The organism is Rhodococcus sp. BP-316 (assembly GCF_019836105.1).
In the GTDB taxonomy this organism is placed as follows: Bacteria; Actinomycetota; Actinomycetes; order Mycobacteriales; family Mycobacteriaceae; genus Rhodococcoides.
Genome location: NZ_JABUEE010000011.1, coordinates 95,322 through 112,818 on the forward strand (window position 1 = coordinate 95,322; position 17,497 = coordinate 112,818).

The following is a 17,497-nucleotide window of genomic DNA, read 5'->3' on the forward strand; positions in this document are numbered from 1 at the left end:
GTTCGACGCCCGAGAGAAAGACGGAACGACCAGTGGGTGACGAGAACGAACCGGGGTCGCCCACACCCGGACGACGCGCCCCCTGGGAGCGTCCCATCTCGCGAGTGCCGCGCTCCGATCGCGACCCCGAGACACCGTCTCCCCCGTCCGAGCAGCCCGCGCCGGAACAGCGCCCGCCAGCGGATCGACCCGAGCCCGACCAGACCCCGCCGTCCTCGTCCGACGACCAGGATCGACGCCTCTCGGTGGCCGAGGTCGTGGATCGGATCTCCCGCATCGGTTCGAACCGGGGACGCGCAGCGGGTCGCGACGACTCCCCGACCTCCGGCGCGGACGATCGAGCGGTCGCGTCGAGCCCTCCACCGTCCCCGCCGGTTCCACCTCGCGAGGATCCGGAGCCGCCCACCGAGGTGATCGCCCCCGTCGTGGACGAGCGACGCACCGCGGAGCGTCCGGCACCCGAGGCGGTCGGCCCCGTCGCACCCCCGACGCTCACGCGGCTCGCCCTCAGCAGGGCACGCAAACGCAAGCGGATGCGGGTCGCCGGCCGTGTCGGCGTCTCGATGGTCTCGATCCTGGCCCTGGTCATCACCGGTGTCGTGTGGGGATATCTCCGGGCGACCGACCGCGGGTTCGAGCAGGTCGCGGCCCTGGACACCGAGTCCACCGACGTGGTCGACGCGCCCGGCCAGTACGGCGACGAGACCTACCTCATCGTCGGGACGGACACCCGAGCCGGAGCCAGTGGTGAGATCGGCGCCGGCACGGTGGCCGATGCCGAGGGTGCACGGTCCGACACCGTCATGCTCATCAACATCCCGGCCGACCGCAGTCGCGTGGTCGCCGTGTCGTTCCCCCGCGACCTCGACGTCGAACGCCCCGAGTGCGAGGGCTGGGACAGCACCACCGGTGACTACACGGGCGAGATGTATCCCGCCGCGGACGGCGACAAGCTCAACGCGACCTATGCGCTCGGTGGACCCAAGTGCCTGGTCAAGATCATTCAGAAGATCTCTGGACTGCGGATCGGCCACTTCGTGGGTATCGACTTCGCCGGCTTCGAGTCGATGGTCGACGAGGTCGGCGGGGTGGACGTGTGTTCCCCGGTTCCGCTGGTCGACGAGGAGCTGGGAACGGTCCTGGCCACCGCGGGCGAACAGCGCATCGACGGACGCACCGCGCTCAACTACGTGCGCGCCCGCAAGGTGGACGCCGAGGGCACCGGTGACTACGGACGCATCAAACGTCAGCAACTCTTCCTGTCCTCGCTCCTGCGCTCCGTGCTGAGCAACCGCGTGCTGTTCGACCCGGGCGCCCTCAACGGTTTCGTCACGGCGTTCACCCGCGACACGTTCGTCGAGAACGTGAAGACGTCGGATCTGCTGACGCTCGGCAAGTCGCTGCGCGGCGTCGAAGCGGGCGCGGTCACGTTCCTCACCGTCCCCACCGCGGGTACCACCGACTACGGCAACGAGATCCCGCGCACCGACGACATCAAGGCGATCTTCCAGGCGATCATCGACGACCAGCCGCTCCCCGGTGAGGAACGCGCACCCGAGACCACCCCCGAGGTCGCGCCGCCGGTCACCACCGAACCGCAGGTCGCGGTCGACCCCTCGCTGGTGTCGGTCCAGATCTCCAACGCCTCGGAGACCAGCGGACTGGCCGCCACCACCGCGGACGAACTGGCGGCCTACGGCTTCCAGGTCGTCGGGACCGGCAACGCCGAGACCACCGGTGCCGCGGCGACCGTCGTGCGGTACGGCGCCGGGTCGATCGCGGACGCGTCGACGGTGGCCAGCACCATTCCGGGAGCGGTTCTCGAGGAGACGCCGACTCTGGGCGGCATCGTCGAGGTCGTCCTGGGGACGGATTTCCAGGGCTTCCTGACGCCGCCGACCGTCGTCGGAGACCTGCTACCGACCTTCGCGACGGGGGTCTCCGGAGCGTCCACGGAGGTCGCGCTCCCCAGCGATCTGACGGTCACGAACGGGGCGGACGAGTCCTGTGTGTGAATCGCTGCTCCGCATTCACCGCCCGTTCACCGCCTGCATGCCCTGTACCCACGTACGGCCGAGTAAAATCGGGCCATGCGCGTGGCTTACAACGAACAGATGACAGAACTCGCCGACCTGCTCGGCGAGATGGCCGCCCTGGCCGGTAGTGCGATGGAGCGCGCCACGCAGTCCCTGCTGCAGGCGGATCTCCGGATCGCCGAGCAGGTGATCGGCGAGCACGACAAGATCACCGACCTCAGTGCCCAGGCAGAGGAGCGCGCCTTCGCGTTGCTGGCTCTCCAGGCACCCGTCGCCGGCGACCTCCGCTCGGTGGTCTCCGGTATCCAGATCGTCGCCGACATCGACCGGATGGGCGCTCTCGCCCTGCACGTCGCCAAGATCGCGCGTCGTCGCCACCCCCAGCACGCACTGCCGGAGGAGGTCAACGGTTACTTCGCCGAGATGGGACGCATCGCCGTCGCTCTCGGCTCCTCCGCACGTGAGGTGCTCGAGACCCGCGACCCCGAGCGCGCCGCGAAGCTCCGTGAGGAGGACGAGGCGATGGACGACCTGCACCGCCACCTGTTCAGCGTCCTCATGGACAAGGAGTGGAAGCACGGCGTCGCCGCAGCCGTCGACGTGACCCTGCTGGGTCGCTTCTACGAGCGCTTCGCCGACCACGCCGTCGAGGTGGGCCGCCGAGTCATCTTCCTGGTCACCGGCAGCCTGCCCAGCGACCTGCCGACGCCTCCCGCGCAGCACGTGTCCTAGTTCTTCCACTCGGTACCCGGACGCACGAAAGGGCGCCCTCCCCGCGGGGAGGGCGCCCTTTCCGTGTGTGGACGCGCGAGCTGCGGTCTAGCCGAAGCGACCGGAGATGTAGTCCTCGGTGGCCTTCTGCGACGGGTTGGAGAAGATCTTCTCGGTGTCGTCGATCTCGATCAGGTTGCCGGGCTTGCCGGTGGCCTCGAGGTTGAAGAAGCCGGTCTGGTCGCTCACACGTGCAGCCTGCTGCATGTTGTGCGTGACGATGACGATGGTGAAGTCCTTCTTCAGCTCACCGATCAGGTCCTCGATCGCCAGCGTCGAGATCGGGTCGAGAGCCGAGCAGGGCTCGTCCATGAGCAGGACGTCGGGCTGCACCGCGATCGCACGGGCGATGCACAGACGCTGCTGCTGACCACCGGACAGACCGCCGCCCGGCTTGTCGAGGCGGTCCTTGACCTCGTTCCACAGGTTCGCGCCCTTGAGCGACTCCTCCGCGACCTCGTCCAGCTGCTTCTTGCTGCGGCCACCCTGCAGCTTCAGGCCGGCCACGACGTTGTCACGGATGGACATGGTGGGGAACGGGTTCGGACGCTGGAAGACCATGCCGATGGTGCGGCGAACGCCGACCGGGTCGACGCCGGAACCGTAGATGTCCTCGCCGTCGAGCAGCACCGAGCCCTCGACGCGGGCACCCGGGGTGACCTCGTGCATGCGGTTCAGCGAGCGGAGCACCGTGGACTTGCCGCAGCCGGACGGTCCGATGAAGGCCGTGACGCTACGAGGAGGAACGGAGAGCGTCACGTTCGACACGGCGTGGAACTTGCCGTAGAAGATGTTGACGTCCTTGAGATCGAGTCGTTTTGCCATGTCGAGATCCTTCTGTCAGAAGTTCTTGGGAGCGAAGAAGCGGGAGACCAGCTTCGCGCCGATGTTCAGCACCGCAACGATGAGGATGAGGGTGAGGGCGGCACCCCACATCCGCTCGCTGGTGAGGGCAGCGGTTCCGGCCTTCTGGAGGTCGACCATCATGAGCGGCAGCGACGTCTGCGGACCGGCGAACAGGTTGAAGTTGATGGCCGTCGCGGACCCGACCAGGATCAGCACCGGCGCCGTCTCACCCATGACGCGGGCGAGAGCGAGCATGATGCCCGTGACGATGCCCGAGAGCGCCGTCGGGACGACGATCTTGGCGATGGTCTTCCACTTCGGCACACCCAGCGCGTACGACGCCTCGCGCAGGTCCTGGGGAACGATGCGCAGCATCTCCTCCGCCGAGCGCACGATCACGGGGATCATGAGCAGGACCAGGGCGAGCGAGACAGCCAGACCCGACCGGTCGAAGCCGAACGTCGCGATCCACAGCGAGTAGATGAACAGCGCCGCGACGATGGACGGGACACCGGTGAGGATGTCGACCATGAACGTCGTGGCCTTCGCGAGCCGCGTGCCCACGCCGTACTCGACGAGGTAGATGGCGACGAAGATGCCGATCGGGATGGAGATGACCGCGCAGAAGAGTCCCTGGAGCAGCGTTCCGACGATCGCGTGGTACGCGCCGCCGCCTTCCTTGAAGGGGGTGACACCCGCCTGCGAGTACTGCCACCAGTCGGCCGACGCGACGGCGCCGATACCGCGGGAGACGACGGTGTAGAGAACCCAGATCAGTGGGACGAGCGCAATGAGCACCGCGAGGGACACGAGGACCGTCGCGATCGAGTCGGAGGCCTTGCGACGGGCACTGACACCCTGGAAGGTCGGCTCCTTGACGGGGCGATCCATGGTGGCGGTTCCACCGGACGTGGTGTCGGCCATGGGTCAGTCCTTCTTTCCAGCGATGGCGGCGCGTGCGCCGGCGTTGACGACGAAGGTGAGGACGAACAGCACCAGGCCCGCGGCGATGTAGGCACCGGCCTGCAGCTGGTTGTTGAACTCACCCGCGGCCAGTGCGATCTTCGTCGCGAAGGTGTTGCCGCCGTCGAACAGCGTCCAGCCGAACGTCTCCTGGGTGCTGCGGATGATGATGTAGAGCGCGATGGTCTCGCCGAGCGCGCGGCCAAGGCCCAGCATCGAGCCGCTGACGAAGCCGGACTTGCCGAACGGGATGACCGTGGTGCGCACGACCTCCCACCGAGTGGCGCCGAGGGCGAGAGCAGCCTCGATCTGGCCACGGGGCGTCTGGACGAACACCTCGCGGGTGACCGCGGCGATGATCGGCAGGATCATGACGGCGAGCACGATCGCACCGGTGAAGATGGTGCCGCCGCCGGCGATGGAGACGGAACCGGTGGCGAAGAGCGGGAACCACGCGAGGTTCGTGTTGAGCCACTCGGCGACGGGCGAGATGACCGGCGCGAGAACGTACAGGCCCCAGAGTCCGAAGACGATGGACGGCACGGCGGCCAGCAGGTCGATGACGTAGCCCAGCGGGCCCGCCAGACGCTTCGGGGCGTAGTTCGTCAGGTAGATCGCGATGCCCAGTGCCACCGGCATGGCGATCAGCAGAGCCACCACCGACACCGTGGCCGTGACCAGGAACAGGTCACGGACACCGAAGAGCATGGCGGACGTGTCCGACGTGCTCCACTGCCCGTTGTACGTGAAGAAGTTCACGGTGTTGTTCTGCAGCGCGGGGATCGCCCGCCACAGGAGGAACCCACCGATCGCCGCGATCAGGACGATGACGAAGACACCGGAACCGGTGGCGAGCGTCGAGAAGATGCGGTCACCCGGGCGGGTGACCGTACCTGAGGCTTTCTTGTCGGGCACTGGTGTCGGCGCTTCCGTCTTGCGAGCGGCGCTCACGGCCGATGTGGTGGCCGGCGTGACGTCGCTGATCGAATGGGTGTCGCTCATACCGCTCACTGTCTCGTGTGGGGTGGTATGGCATCGCCTGCATCACCCGGTGAATGGTCTTCGGGGGTGATGCAGGCGAGAACCAGTGTGTCAGGAAATGGCGTTGATCGCCGTCACCAGACGCTCCTTGAAGCTGTCCGGGAGCGGCACGTAACCGGCAGCCTCGAGGCCTTCCTGGCCCTCGTTGGCAGCGCTGAGCAGGAACGACTTGACGCCCGCGGCGGTCTCCGCGTCGTAGCCCTTGGAGCAGACGATCTCGTAGGTCGACAGCACCAGCGGGTAGGAATCGGCTTCCTTGCTGGCGAACAGTGCGTCGGTGTCGAGCGCGAGGTCGTTTCCGTCACCGGAGAAGGTGACCGTGTCGATCGCCTTGGCGGCGGTCTCGGTGGTGAGCTCGACGGCACCGGCGCCGAAGTCGATCTGCGCCGCGGTCAGGTTCTCCTGATCGGCGAAGCCCTTCTCGACGTAGGTGATGGCGCCCGGGGTGGCGGCAGCGGCCTGAGCGACGCCCGACGAACCGTTGGCGCCCTCGCCCACTCCACCGGCCCAGTCGGAGCTGTGGTCCAGCGTCCAGGACTGCGGTGCGGCGTCGGACAGGAAGCGCTGGAAGTTGTCGCTGGTGCCCGAGGAATCCGAGCGGTAGATCGGCGTGATGGCGGTGGTCGGGAGCGACGCGCCCTCGTTCAGCGCGGCGATGGCCGGATCGTTCCAGGTGGTGATCTTGCCGGTGAAGATCTGGGCGATGACGTCGGGCGTCAGGACCAGGTCGTCGACACCGTCGAGCGTGTAGGCCACGGCAACCGGACCGAACACGAGGGGAAGGTTCCACGCCGGGTTGCCGGCGCAGCGCGTGGCGGCCGCGTCGGCCTGCTCTTCCTTGATGGACGAGTCCGAGCCCGCGAAGTCCACGAGACCGGCGACGAACTGGGTCCGGCCGTTGCCGGAACCGCTCACGGTGTACTCCACGGCCTTGCCGGAGCACACACCCGAGTAGACGGACGTGAAGTTGGACATCGCGTTCTGCTGCGCCGACGATCCTTCGCCGGTGATGGGGCTCTTGCCCTCGCACGTCGCGGCGGAGTCACCACTGCCGGTGGCCTCGACGTTCGCGTCGGAACCACATGCAGCCAGCGTCAATCCGCCGACAGCCAGTACACCCATGAGGGCAATGCTGCGCTCGAGCTTCACCTGTCTCCTCCAGAAACAGCCCGTCGGCGACCGATCGGTCGGCGGGCGAGAAAAGATGCGGTGACGTCGTACCGCAACGGGCAGCGTGCGCTACCCGTGGGAGAACGTAAGCGCCGGTGGTGGACGGTTCACCGCGCCTTTGTGAACGGAGGGTGAACAGACAGACCGAAAACCCGGATCGGGATGCGATGCGCGTCTCAGGGACCGCACCGGTCCCGCGTCAGACGCGCGCGAACGCCGCGTCGACGTGGAAGGTGGCGAAGCCGAGCCGGTCGTACGTGTGCACGGCGGCCGTGTTGTCCGACTCGACGTACAGCAGCACGCCGGCGAGGCCGCGATCGGCCAGATACCGCAGGCCGGCGAGCGTGAGGGTCCGGCCGAGCCCCCTGCCCTGGGCCGCCGGATCGATGCCGACGACGTAGACCTCACCCAGTTCGGGATCGTCTCCGGTCGGCGGGTGCACCTTGGTCCAGTGGAACCCCAGCACCGTGTCCGGGTCGTCCGTCGACGTCGCCACGAACAGCCCCGCGGGGTCGAACCAGGACTCCGCGCGGCGCTCGTCGATCTCCGCCTGCGTCCAGCCACCCTGCTCGGGGTGCCAGGAGAACGCGGCGTTGTTCACCCGCAGGATCTCGGCGTCGTCGGACTCCCGGTAGGTCCGCACGGTGATGCCGTCCGGGACGGTGAGTTCGGGCAGGGGCGCCGCGTCGGGGCCACCGAGCGGGCGGCGCATCTGCAGCAGTTCGCGGACCACCTCGAGACCGACTTTCTCGGCGACGCGATCGGCGGCGGGCAGCCGCCCGTGGGCCCACACGCGCGCCCCCGGTGCTGCGAGAGCGCGGTCGACCAGCGCGGTGCCGACGCCGCGGCCCCGGTGATCGGGGTGCACGACGGCCTCCACCATGACCGGCGCGTCACCGCGCGCGGACGAGAGCGTCGCGTACCCCACGAGGTGTTCGCCGTCCAGTGCCAGCAGATGCTCGTCGTCCCGCGGAGAGTCCACGGCGCGCTCGGCCTGCTCCGACAGCGGCGGTGTCCCGTCGGCGGTCGTGGCGGCCTCGATCGCGTCGCGGACGCGTCGGGCCTCGTCGCCGACCGGTCGCCGTGCCTCGAGTCGAATCGCGTCGCTCACGTCAGAAGGCCGTCCGATCAGCTGGGGCGAACGAGGGTGTCGCCGTGTCGTTCTCGATGTCCAGGTCGCCGTCCGACGGCAGGTCGACCGCGTCGTCGCTGCCCGCCGCGCCCTTACCTGCCCGGCTCGGTCTCACGGCCTTGTATCCCACGTTGCGCACGGTGCCGATGAGCGACTCGTACTCCGTTCCGAGCTTCGCGCGCAGACGCCGGACGTGCACGTCCACGGTGCGGGTACCGCCGAAGAAGTCGTACCCCCACACCTCCTGCAGCAGCTGCGCTCGGGTGAAGACGCGGCCCGCGTGCTGGGCGAGGTACTTGAGGAGTTCGAACTCCTTGTAGGTGAGGTCGAGCGGTCGCCCGCGCAGACGGGCGGTGTAGGTGCCCTCGTCGATGACGAGCTCGCCGAGCGTGATCTTCCCCGAGGCCTCGGGACTGCTGACGCCTCCGTGGCGGCCCACGAGCAGACGCAACCGGGCATCGAGCTCGGCGGGTCCGGTGGTGGGCAACAGGATGTCGTCGAGGCCCCACTCCGCGTTGACGGCGACCAGACCGCCCTCGGTGAGCACGGCCACCACGGGTACCGAGGAGCCGGCGCTGCCGAGCAGTCGGCACAGTCCGCGGGCGGCGGCCAGATCGGTGCGCGCGTCGACGAGCGCGATGTCCGCGCTCCCGGCCTCGAGCAACGACGAGACCTCGGTCGGCGCGGGACGCACCGTGTGCGCCAGGAGCGCGAGGGACGGGAGCACGGACTCCGGATCCGGATCGGAGGTCAGCAGCAGCAACTCCACAGGGCCTCCTCGTCCGCTCTTCTTCGGCCGGACGAGCCCACCAGCGGGTCCGCGACCGGCACTTCCGGTTGTTCTTCGGTCACAGACTAACCTGTCGGAAGGCAGGACAGTCGGCTGCGAGCCGCCACCGCCCGCCTCGGGACCCGCCCGCAGGACACCGAACCGCCCGAGAGGAACTCCGTGCGAAAACTGATCGTCGGGCTCGTCTTCGTCCTGGCGCTCGCTCTGGCCGCCGATTTCGGCACTGCCGCCTACTCCGAGTACCGCGTCTCGCGGGCACTGCGGGACGGCGGAGATCTGGTGTCCGATCCGCAGGTGACCATCCACGGCTTCCCGTTCCTGACCCAGGCGGCCGACGGCAGGTACGGCCGCGTGGAGATCCGAGCGCAGGACGTCCCCACCGACTACGTCGAGAAGACGACCATCGAGGCGACGTTGCGCGGCGTGCGTATTCCGGCCTCCGACCTGCTCGACGGATCGGTGCGCACGGTGCCCATGGATCAACTCGACGCGCGCGTCCGTATCGACGCCACCGACCTCGGCCGGTTCCTCGAGATCCCCGACCTCCAGGTCTCCACTCCCCCCGCCGACCGCTCCGACGGCACCGGCGGTTCGGGCGGTTCCGGCGAGACCACCGCCGGGGCCGTGGTCCTCACGGGCACCGTGCCCGTCGGCCCCCTGGACACCGCGGTCAGCGTCACCGCCGAGCTCCGGCTCGACGGTGGAACCGTGTCCATCGTCGCGTCGGACCTCTACTTCGGGCCCGAGGGCCAGGCCGACTTCACCATCCCCGACTTCCTGAAGCCCGCGGTCCTGGGCCTGTTCACCCGCACGATCGACGAGCAGCAGCTGCCGTTCGGCATCCTCCCCACGTCGGTCTACGCGGAGGGCGGGCAGATCGTCATCGAGGGCAGCGCCGAGGACGTCACCATCGAACTCGACGAGATCCGCACGCCGTGAGCGCCGTCGTCGTCCTTCTCGTCGCCCTGGCGCTCGCCACCGTGGTGGGCCTGTGGGTCCGCCGCCGCGAGGGCGCCGTCCGCACGTCGGATCGCGGCGGCGCGTCGGGATCGCGAGCTCACGCTCTGCGCGCCGCCGGCGCCACCGACGGCGCGGTGACCGTGCTCCACTTCTCCGCCACCTGGTGCGGCCCGTGTGCGGCGGTGCGACGCGTCGTGTCCGCCGTGGTGAGCGACCTCGAGTCGGCGGGGCACCGCGTGTCCGACGTCGAGGTGGACATGGACGAGAATCCGCAGCTCGCCCGCGACTTCGGCGTGATGTCTCTCCCGACCACCTTCGTGCTCGATCGGGCGATGCGGGAACGATCGCGCGCGTCGGGTGTGCCGTCGTCGAAGGACCTGCGGGCCGCCGTGCTCTCGGCGTCCGATTCACCCTCGTCGGAGTGACGAGCGACACCCGGAACTTCTGGATCTGGACCGGCGTGGGTACCATGGCCGACGTGACCGCCAGCCACGAGCTTCTGCTCACCCGACGCCGCACAGTGGACCTGTGCCGCCTCGGTGGCTGTTGCTGCCGTTGCCGCTGACGACGGTCCTCCCCTCGTCGACCCGTCCGCTCGGGTACAGCCGTGCTGTACCGACCTCGGACCGCTCGACGATCGCCGGAGACCATGCGCATCCGCTCGGTCCCCTTTCCTCCACTCCAGGAGCATCTCGATGTCATCCATTCCCCCGCAGGTCGACGTTCGTGGTCCCCGCTTCGTCGCCTGGGTGACCACCGGCGTCCTCGTCGTGACGCTGCTCGTGTCGACGGTGTCGCTCACCGCCGCAGCGTTGCTCCTGGGCCTGCAGACGCTGGTCTTCGCGTACGGCGCTGCTGCCGGGCCGGCAGCGCATCCCTACGGACGCGTGTTCCGCGCCGTCGTCGCACCGCGCCTGGGCCCGGTGTCGGAGACCGAACCGACGACCCCCCTGCGGTTCGCGCAGGGACTGGGATTCGCCTTCTCGATCGTGGGAACCCTCGGGTTCGCGCTGTCCTCGACGACCGTCGGCACCGTCGCCACGGGTCTGGCCCTGTTCGCCGCCGTGCTGAACGCGGCGTTCGGAATCTGCCTGGGCTGCAAGATCTACCCACTCGCGAGTCGGCTCCTGCCGGCTCGACATGCCACCACCTGAACCACCCACCACCTGTCAGAGAAGAATCGAAAGGAACCACATGGCTCGCTCCGACGTCCTGGTCACTGCCGACTGGGCCGAGCAGAACCTGCATGCTCCCAAGACCGTGTTCGTCGAGGTCGACGAGGACACCAGCGCCTACGACACCGGCCACATCGAGGGTGCCGTCAAGCTCGACTGGAAGTCCGACCTCCAGGATCCGGTCCTTCGTGACTTCCTGAACCAGGAGCAGTTCTCGGACCTGCTGTCGACGCGCGGCATCGCCAACGACGACACCGTGATCCTCTACGGCGGCAACAACAACTGGTTCGCCGCCTACGCCTACTGGTATTTCAAGCTGTACGGCCACAAGGACATCCGTCTGCTCGACGGCGGCCGCAAGAAGTGGGAACTGGACGGTCGTCCGCTGAGCACCGACGCCGTCTCCCGCGAGGGAACGTCCTACAGGGCCGAGGCTCCCGACCTGTCGATCCGCGCGTTCCGCGACGAGGTCATCGCCGCCATCGGCACCAAGAACCTCCTCGACATCCGCTCCCCCGACGAGTACTCGGGCAAGATCCTGGCGCCGGCGCACCTCCCGCAGGAGCAGAGCCAGCGTCCCGGCCACATCCCCGGCGCCGTCAACGTGCCGTGGAGCAAGGCAGCGAACGAGGACGGCACCTTCAAGTCCGACGAGGAACTGAAGGAGCTCTACGACGGTGTCGGCATCGATCCGAGCAAGGGCACGATCGCGTACTGCCGCATCGGCGAGCGCTCGTCGCACAGCTGGTTCGCACTGACACAGCTGCTGGGCTACGAGAACGTCAAGAACTACGACGGCAGCTGGACCGAATACGGCTCCCTCGTGGGAGCACCTATCGAGTTGGGAGCGTAATCATGTGTGGAGCACCTGCTCAGGGACAGACCCTTCCCGCCGGCGTCGACGTGGAGAAGGAGACGGTCATCACGGGCCGTGTCCTGGCCGCGTCGGACGGTCAGCCCGTCGGCGGTGCGTACGTGCGCCTGCTCGACAGCACGGGTGAGTTCACCGCCGAGGTCGTCGCGTCCGGAACCGGCGACTTCCGCTTCTTCGCGGCCCCCGGCACCTGGACGCTGCGCGCGCTGTCCGCGTCCGGCAACGGCGACGTGACCATCTCGCCCGAGTCCGCCGGCCTCCACGAGGCCGAGATCTCGATCGGCGCCTGACCGAACACCTCTCGTTTCAGCCGAACACCCTCCCCAGCGTGCTGGGGAGGGTGTTCGCGTCGTGGAGGGTGTGCGATCCGACCGCGGGAACTACTTGCCGGGCTCCGGCGGGAGGCCGAGGGACTTCAGCACTTCCTCCCACGTCGACGGCACCGTCTCCACGGGCTGCGCCGGCGGCGCGAGATAGCCGGGATTCACCGGGGGAATCACGCGGGGCTCGGCGGGCGCCGTCGTGTCTCCCACAGGAGGAGCGGCCGGCTCGTCGACCGGAGGGGCCTCGCTCTGCTCGCGAGCGAGGTCGGTGATCCAGCGGATCATCTTCTCGCTCTCCCAGTCGCGGCCGTTGTCCGGGAAGTTGTCCCAGTAGTAGAGGTGCTGCAGAAACCCCAGTTCGACGTAGGGCTTCTCGAGCAGCTGCGGGATGTCGGCGTTGTCCTCGCCGAACCCCACGGCCTCCGCCTGCAGCTTGGCCTCGACGACGGGGCGGCCGGGACCGAGCGCCCACGTCACTGCGTCGAACATCTCGCGCGGCGTCGGCGACCTCTCGTCCGGCAGTGGCTGGGTGCGGTCCGACACCCGGAGCATCACGTCGAGCAGGGACTCGTCCGACGTGGCGAAGTCCGGGTCGCTGAAGACGTGCGCGATGGTGCGAGCCGCGACGTCGGACGAGACCGCGACGAACTCGGTGACGGTGCGGCCCGGATCGAGCAGGGTGAAGTGCATCCGCCCGAAGACGTTGAGCGCCAACGGCAGGACGCCGAGGTTCTCCGGTGCGTCACAGGCGATGTCCATCGGACGGCACGCCCACCGGATCTTGTTCGTGAGGGTTCCGTAGTCCTTCGGCTCGGACGACATGAAGCCACCACCCGGCGGACCGGGCTTGTCCAGAGACGCAGTGCCGGCAGGGCGGTACGGATCTCCGACGAGGGCGACCCCGGCGATGTCGTCGGACGTCACGTGCGCCGTGGACGGTCGGGACCCGATGTCGACGGCGAGGCGCTCGACCACCTCGGCACCCACGCTGTAGCCGAGCAGCACGTACTTCGTCGACGTGCCGCACGCGGTCTTGTTGGCGTCGATCATCCGGCCCATGGTCGCGAGGCCCTCGGCGACGGATTCCTGATAGGTGGGCACCGGCTCGGCCACGGCCACGCCGTACTCCGACGCGTACGGCACGTACACCCAACCGACTCGTCCGGGCGTGGACGCCGAGGCCTCCCCCGCGGGCACGGTCACGTTGCCGACCCAGTTGGACCACGGCAGCCGGTCCACCTCGTCGACGGGGTTCCGGTCCGACTCCGAGTCCGTCGCGCCCGTGATGGCGACGATGAGCACGTCGGGGCAGTCGTACGCGTAGTTGTTCGGATCCTGATCGACCTTCGTGCCCAGCCCGAACGTGTCGAGCACCGACTCGACGGGGTCGTCGCCCAGACCGAGCGGATCGGAGGGGGTGATCGGCGCCGCCCCCGCCAGTCCTCCAGGGATCGCGCACAACAGCAGTGTCGCGAGGGCAGCGGTCGCCGCGCGCAGCACGATCCTCGTCGGCCCGGTCCGCCGACGGTCGGTCGGGTCGAGCCCGGTCACACGAAGCATGGATGGATCACCCTCGTCTCTCGGTTCCAGAACCTCACGACCTTAAACAATGAATCGCGTCACCGGACCCGGCACAGGTTGTCATCCGTCACACAGTCTGCGGACCGCCTGCGTCGACCGATCGCGACGGCGGCCCGTGGCAGATCCACGACACCGCCGGTCTACAATCGGTGCGTGGTCCTATTCTTCGAAGCACTCCTCATCCTGGCGTCGATCCTCATCGCCTGGTTCTCGCTGTACGTCGTCTATCGCCTGGTCACCGACGAGTCGTGACCGACGAGTTCGGCACCCCGGCGCCCCGCCTGAGCGGTGACGCCGCGGTCGCGCGTGCGGAGGAACGGGCCAAGGAGACGGCCGGGCGCAACATCCCGCTGCTCCCCGATCTGCCCGGTGACGGTGACACCGCCAATCTGCGGCAGGGTCCCGACATCTCGCACTCCATGCTGGCACTGCTGCCGCTGGTCGGCGTGTGGCGCGGCACCGGTGAGGGACACGACGCCGGGGGCGACTACACACTGGGACAGCAGATCGTCGTGAGCCACGACGGCGGTCCCTACCTGTCGTGGGAGTCCCGCACCTGGCGCGTCGACGAGAACGGCGCCTACGCCGGCCGCGACCTGCGCGAGTCCGGCTTCTGGCGGGTGAGCGGAACCGGTGAGCCCGGTGACGACGGCGAGGAGACTCTCGAGCTCCTACTGACCCACGCGAGCGGGCTCATCGAGCTGTACTACGGCCGCGCACTGACGCAGTCGTCCTGGGAGCTGGCCACCGACGTGGTCATCAGAAGCACGTCGGCGGCGCTGGTCGGGGGCGCGAAGCGTCTATACGGCATCGTCGAGGGTGGCGATCTCGCGTACGTCGAGGAGCGGGTCGGACCGGACGGCGATCTCGAGCCCCGGCTGTCCGCCCGCCTCGAACGCTACGTGGGCTGACGCTCGCCCTTCTCGCTCTCCGCATCCTTCCCGGAACCGGTGTCGGTCTTGTCGGTGTCGGATTTCTCGGTGTCGGATTTTTCGGAGGCACCGTCCTCGTCGAAGTCCGCGAACGCGGTACCGGACACGGTGCCGCCGGTGCCGGGCAGCGTCACCGTCTCGCGCGCACCGGTCTCGTACCGCGCATTGAGGCCGTCCATCTTCTCGCCGGCGCGATCGAGGTCCTCCTGCGTCAGCTCGGGGCCCACGGTCTCCTCGTTCGCCGAACCGGTGTCGGAGGACGTGTCGTCGGTGTTCGTCGTGTCGGGCTGCTCGTCACTCGTCATGTCCCCCACAGTGACACAGGCGAGGGGGTCTGCTCGGCAGAACGGGGAAGACCAGGCGCGCGGGCCTGGTCCGGACATGGGACGACCCCCGAGCCCTACCGGTACACCGTTGCAGGAGTACGGGTCTCGGTCTGGACGGACCGAGGGCTCGGGGGTCGGGTAGCTGCCTGGTATTCGCCCGCCGCTCGCGCGGTGAGAGAAGAACCGTCAGCGGTTGCGGCTAGCGGGCAGCCACCTCACGCGTCCAAGAGTCATACAATTCCAGACCACCTCCTCTCTCGTGTACAGACGACGCTACGCGTGGATCAGCCCGGTCGGCAACGTCTTTTTCCGTGAGCGAACACACCTGACGTTCACCGCTCACGGTCACCACTCGAACGCCCGTCGGCACCGGTCGATGCGTCACGACCAGAACGGTCGTCGCCCGATCGAACAGTCCACCGTCGGGATCGAGCATCGCGGCGAGCAACGCGGCGGAGGACACGTCGTCCACGTGTTCGGTGGGCTCGTCGACGATGATCACCGCCGCCCGCGAGAGCGTCGCGCGGGCCAGCAGCAGTCGGCGACGCTGTCCGCCGGACAGCACCTCCGCGCCGCCGTCGAGGTCCGTGTGCACACCGTCGGGCAGTGCGCGCACCCAGTCGCCGAGCCCGACCCGGTCGAGTGCCGCCGTCGCCTCCGTCTCGGTCACGTCACCGCGCACCACACGGAGGTTCTCCAGAACGGTGGTCCGGAAGACATGGGCGTCCTCGGCGACGTAGGACACCGTCCGGCGCACCGCGTCCTCGGACAGTTCGCCGACGGACCTGCCGTCGACGAGCACGGCGCCCGCGGCGGGGGCGACGAGCCCCGCGATCGTCATGGCGAGCGTGGACTTGCCGACGCCGCTGGGTCCGCTGATCGCCAGGCGCGCACCGGGTTCCACCACCAGAGATACCGGCGCGGTCCGCGATCCGCCGCGGCCTGCGACGACGTCGCACACCTCGAGGCGCACCGACGGCGACGGCGACGGGTCGTCCTTCGGCGTCACCGCCGGCCCGGAGCGGGCCTCGTCCACGAGAGCCATGATCCGCCGAGCCGCCGCGGATCCGCGCACCCACGCCACCGCGGCGGCGGGTATCGCACCCGTCGCCTCGAACGCGGCGAGCGGAACCAGCACCACGACGGCGAGCCCGGTGGGGTCGGTGCCGCCCGCGAACCCCGATGCGGTGCCGTACGCCGAGATGCCGACGGCGAGGGCGCCCAGCACCGCGACTCCCATCGACAGCGGGGTCGCCGCGGCGGACAGGGCGGACCACCCGGCGGCGCGGTCCTGCGCGGCACCGACGGCGCGGTCGGCCTCGTCGGCGCGGCGTCGCACGTCTGCCAGTCGCCCGGACACCCGGAGTTCGGCGGCGTGGTCGATCGCGGTGACGGCGTGGGCGGCGAAGTCGGCTCGCGCAGCGACGAGATCCTCGGCGGCGGCCCGCTCGGCCCTGGCGCTCGACCAGGGCGCCACGACCCCGGAGACGAGCAGCGCGACCGCCAGGACGATTGCCGCGGCAGGGGACCACACGGCGACGAGTCCGACCGCGAGGGCCGAGACCGCCGCCGCGACGGCGACGGGAACGAGGGCGCGCACCACCACGTCGCCGACGGCGTCCACGTCGGCGCCGGTCCGCACGAGGAGATCCCCTCGCCGCGTCGTCACCGCCGTGGCCGAATCACCCTGCGACAGTTCGCGGTACAGGGTGGACCGCGCACGGACGGTCCCGCGCAGTGCGACGTCGTGCGTGGCCAGTCGTTCCAGATACCGACACACGCCGCGCGTGATGCCGAGCGCGCGCACCGCGACCACGGCCACCGAGAGGTGCAACACCGGCGGCATCTGCCATGCCCGCGTGATGAGCCAGGCCGAGAGCGCGGACAGCGCGAGTGCACTGCCCAGCGTCGCGACTCCCGCCGCCACGGCCCGCGCGACGCGCCCCGGCGGCAGGTCGAGCAGCCGCAGTGCCCGCGTCAGATCGCTCATGCCGACACCGCCGCTCGGTCCACGTGCACGACAGTGTCCGCGGCGGCGAGCACCTCGGGCGTGTGCCCCACGATCACGACGGTGCGGCCGCCGTCGGCCGCGGCCCGCAGGGACCCGAGCACCCGACGCGCCGATTCCGGGTCGAGGTGGGCGGTCGGTTCGTCCAGGAGCACGACGGATTCCGTCGCGGCGAGAGTGCGCGTCAGGGCCAACCGCTGGGCTTCTCCGACGGACAGTCCCACTCCCCCGGCGCCGAGCATCGTCGCGGCTCCGCGGGGCAGGGACGCCAGGACGGACGAGAACCCCGTGGCGCGAGCAGCTTGGGCCACGTCACCACGCGCCCCGAGGTCGAGGTTGTCGGCGACGGATCCGGCGACGACGGCCGGACGCTGCGGCTGCCAGGTCACACGGCGCCACCACCGGTCGAGGTCGACGGTCGACAGGTCGACCCGAACCCCGTCGGAGCCCACGAGGGAGACGGACCCCTCGTCGGGATCGACGAGCCCGAGAACGGACGCCAGGACCGTGGACTTCCCGGTCCCGTTGGCGCCGGTCAGCACCGTCACCCGTCCCGGCCGGAACGGGTG

The 17,497-nt window shown here is 69.3% G+C and carries 18 protein-coding genes; 8 read left to right on the plus strand and 10 right to left on the minus strand.

Features of this window, described 5'->3' with window-relative positions:
* Positions 1–32 precede the first annotated feature (32 nt).
* Together HQ312_RS19955 and phoU are read left to right on the plus strand one after the other, a co-directional pair.
* Entirely contained in the window at positions 33–2,015 is a 1,983-nt protein-coding gene (locus tag HQ312_RS19955) for an LCP family protein (protein WP_222640955.1), read from the plus strand.
* A gap of 75 nt (positions 2,016–2,090) precedes the next feature.
* Entirely contained in the window at positions 2,091–2,768 is a 678-nt protein-coding gene (gene phoU, locus HQ312_RS19960; protein ID WP_027504265.1) for a phosphate signaling complex protein PhoU, read from the plus strand.
* 87 nt (positions 2,769–2,855) lie between these two features.
* Here the strand turns inward: phoU and pstB are convergent, their stop codons facing one another.
* The 6 genes from pstB to HQ312_RS19990 all read right to left on the minus strand — a co-directional run bounded on the left by pstB (position 2,856) and on the right by HQ312_RS19990 (position 8,728).
* Positions 2,856–3,632, minus strand: a complete 777-nt coding sequence (gene pstB / locus HQ312_RS19965; RefSeq protein ID WP_027504266.1) for a phosphate ABC transporter ATP-binding protein PstB — start codon at positions 3,630–3,632, stop codon at positions 2,856–2,858.
* Between the two features lie 15 nt (positions 3,633–3,647).
* A complete protein-coding gene (gene pstA / locus HQ312_RS19970) occupies positions 3,648–4,577 on the minus strand; it encodes a phosphate ABC transporter permease PstA (protein ID WP_027504267.1) in 930 nt (309 codons plus the stop codon).
* A 3-nt stretch (positions 4,578–4,580) separates the two neighbouring features.
* Positions 4,581–5,618, minus strand: coding sequence for a phosphate ABC transporter permease subunit PstC (gene pstC, locus HQ312_RS19975; RefSeq protein WP_027504268.1), 1,038 nt, complete (start codon positions 5,616–5,618; stop codon positions 4,581–4,583).
* A gap of 90 nt (positions 5,619–5,708) precedes the next feature.
* Positions 5,709–6,806 (minus strand): phosphate ABC transporter substrate-binding protein PstS, encoded by a 1,098-nt coding sequence (pstS, locus tag HQ312_RS19980; protein WP_027504269.1) that lies wholly within the window; start codon positions 6,804–6,806, stop codon positions 5,709–5,711.
* 220 nt (positions 6,807–7,026) lie between these two features.
* Positions 7,027–7,938, minus strand: coding sequence for a mycothiol synthase (gene mshD, locus HQ312_RS19985; protein WP_373425240.1), 912 nt, complete (start codon positions 7,936–7,938; stop codon positions 7,027–7,029).
* Position 7,939: 1 nt separating this feature from the next.
* Positions 7,940–8,728 (minus strand): response regulator transcription factor, encoded by a 789-nt coding sequence (locus tag HQ312_RS19990; RefSeq protein ID WP_056446762.1) that lies wholly within the window; start codon positions 8,726–8,728, stop codon positions 7,940–7,942.
* Between the two features lie 180 nt (positions 8,729–8,908).
* Here HQ312_RS19990 and HQ312_RS19995 point away from each other — a divergent pair, with 180 nt between their 5' ends.
* The 5 genes from HQ312_RS19995 (at position 8,909) to HQ312_RS20015 (ending at position 12,048) form a co-directional block, all read left to right on the plus strand.
* Entirely contained in the window at positions 8,909–9,688 is a 780-nt protein-coding gene (locus HQ312_RS19995) for an LmeA family phospholipid-binding protein (protein ID WP_027504272.1), read from the plus strand.
* The gene (locus HQ312_RS20000; protein WP_222640958.1) at positions 9,685–10,134 is read left to right on the plus strand and encodes a thioredoxin family protein; all 450 of its coding nucleotides are present in this window, start codon (positions 9,685–9,687) and stop codon (positions 10,132–10,134) included. Before HQ312_RS19995 ends, HQ312_RS20000 begins: the two co-directional genes overlap by 4 nt.
* A 270-nt stretch (positions 10,135–10,404) precedes the next feature.
* The gene (locus tag HQ312_RS20005; protein WP_027504274.1) at positions 10,405–10,863 is read left to right on the plus strand and encodes a DUF4395 domain-containing protein; all 459 of its coding nucleotides are present in this window, start codon (positions 10,405–10,407) and stop codon (positions 10,861–10,863) included.
* A gap of 40 nt (positions 10,864–10,903) precedes the next feature.
* Positions 10,904–11,737: a sulfurtransferase gene (locus HQ312_RS20010; RefSeq protein ID WP_222640961.1), complete on the plus strand. Its 834-nt coding sequence runs from the start codon at positions 10,904–10,906 to the stop codon at positions 11,735–11,737.
* A gap of 2 nt (positions 11,738–11,739) precedes the next feature.
* Positions 11,740–12,048, plus strand: a complete 309-nt coding sequence (locus tag HQ312_RS20015; RefSeq protein WP_027504276.1) for a DUF1416 domain-containing protein — start codon at positions 11,740–11,742, stop codon at positions 12,046–12,048.
* 90 nt (positions 12,049–12,138) lie between these two features.
* Here the strand turns inward: HQ312_RS20015 and HQ312_RS20020 are convergent, their stop codons facing one another.
* Complete coding sequence (locus HQ312_RS20020; RefSeq protein WP_222640972.1) at positions 12,139–13,641, minus strand: cutinase family protein; 1,503 nt, start codon at positions 13,639–13,641, stop codon at positions 12,139–12,141.
* A 269-nt stretch (positions 13,642–13,910) separates the two neighbouring features.
* Between HQ312_RS20020 and HQ312_RS20025 the strand changes: the two genes are divergently transcribed.
* Positions 13,911–14,573 (plus strand): FABP family protein, encoded by a 663-nt coding sequence (locus HQ312_RS20025; RefSeq protein WP_222640974.1) that lies wholly within the window; start codon positions 13,911–13,913, stop codon positions 14,571–14,573.
* Here HQ312_RS20025 and HQ312_RS20030 read toward each other — a convergent pair.
* The 3 genes from HQ312_RS20030 to HQ312_RS20040 all read right to left on the minus strand — a co-directional run.
* Positions 14,561–14,899, minus strand: a complete 339-nt coding sequence (locus HQ312_RS20030) for a hypothetical protein (protein ID WP_222640976.1) — start codon at positions 14,897–14,899, stop codon at positions 14,561–14,563. The genes HQ312_RS20025 and HQ312_RS20030 overlap by 13 nt on opposite strands.
* A gap of 220 nt (positions 14,900–15,119) precedes the next feature.
* Entirely contained in the window at positions 15,120–16,910 is a 1,791-nt protein-coding gene (gene cydC, locus HQ312_RS20035) for a thiol reductant ABC exporter subunit CydC (protein WP_222640984.1), read from the minus strand.
* On the minus strand, positions 16,907–17,497 hold a 591-nt coding region (locus HQ312_RS20040), incomplete at its 5' end, for an ATP-binding cassette domain-containing protein (protein ID WP_222640997.1). The genes HQ312_RS20040 and cydC, both read right to left, overlap by 4 nt.

What these genes read in the sequence shown, in the direction of transcription:
- phoU (WP_027504265.1), top strand. Translation starts at nt 2,091, where the DNA reads ATGCGCGTGGCTTACAACGAACAGATGACAGAACTCGCCGACCTGCTC.
- pstB (WP_027504266.1), bottom strand. Translation starts at nt 3,632, where the DNA reads ATGGCAAAACGACTCGATCTCAAGGACGTCAACATCTTCTACGGCAAG.
- pstA (WP_027504267.1), bottom strand. Translation starts at nt 4,577, where the DNA reads ATGGCCGACACCACGTCCGGTGGAACCGCCACCATGGATCGCCCCGTC.
- pstC (WP_027504268.1), bottom strand. Translation starts at nt 5,618, where the DNA reads ATGAGCGACACCCATTCGATCAGCGACGTCACGCCGGCCACCACATCG.
- HQ312_RS20005 (WP_027504274.1), top strand. Translation starts at nt 10,405, where the DNA reads ATGTCATCCATTCCCCCGCAGGTCGACGTTCGTGGTCCCCGCTTCGTC.
- HQ312_RS20010 (WP_222640961.1), top strand. Translation starts at nt 10,904, where the DNA reads ATGGCTCGCTCCGACGTCCTGGTCACTGCCGACTGGGCCGAGCAGAAC.
- HQ312_RS20015 (WP_027504276.1), top strand. Translation starts at nt 11,740, where the DNA reads ATGTGTGGAGCACCTGCTCAGGGACAGACCCTTCCCGCCGGCGTCGAC.
- HQ312_RS20020 (WP_222640972.1), bottom strand. Translation starts at nt 13,641, where the DNA reads ATGCTTCGTGTGACCGGGCTCGACCCGACCGACCGTCGGCGGACCGGG.
- HQ312_RS20030 (WP_222640976.1), bottom strand. Translation starts at nt 14,899, where the DNA reads ATGACGAGTGACGAGCAGCCCGACACGACGAACACCGACGACACGTCC.
- cydC (WP_222640984.1), bottom strand. Translation starts at nt 16,910, where the DNA reads ATGAGCGATCTGACGCGGGCACTGCGGCTGCTCGACCTGCCGCCGGGG.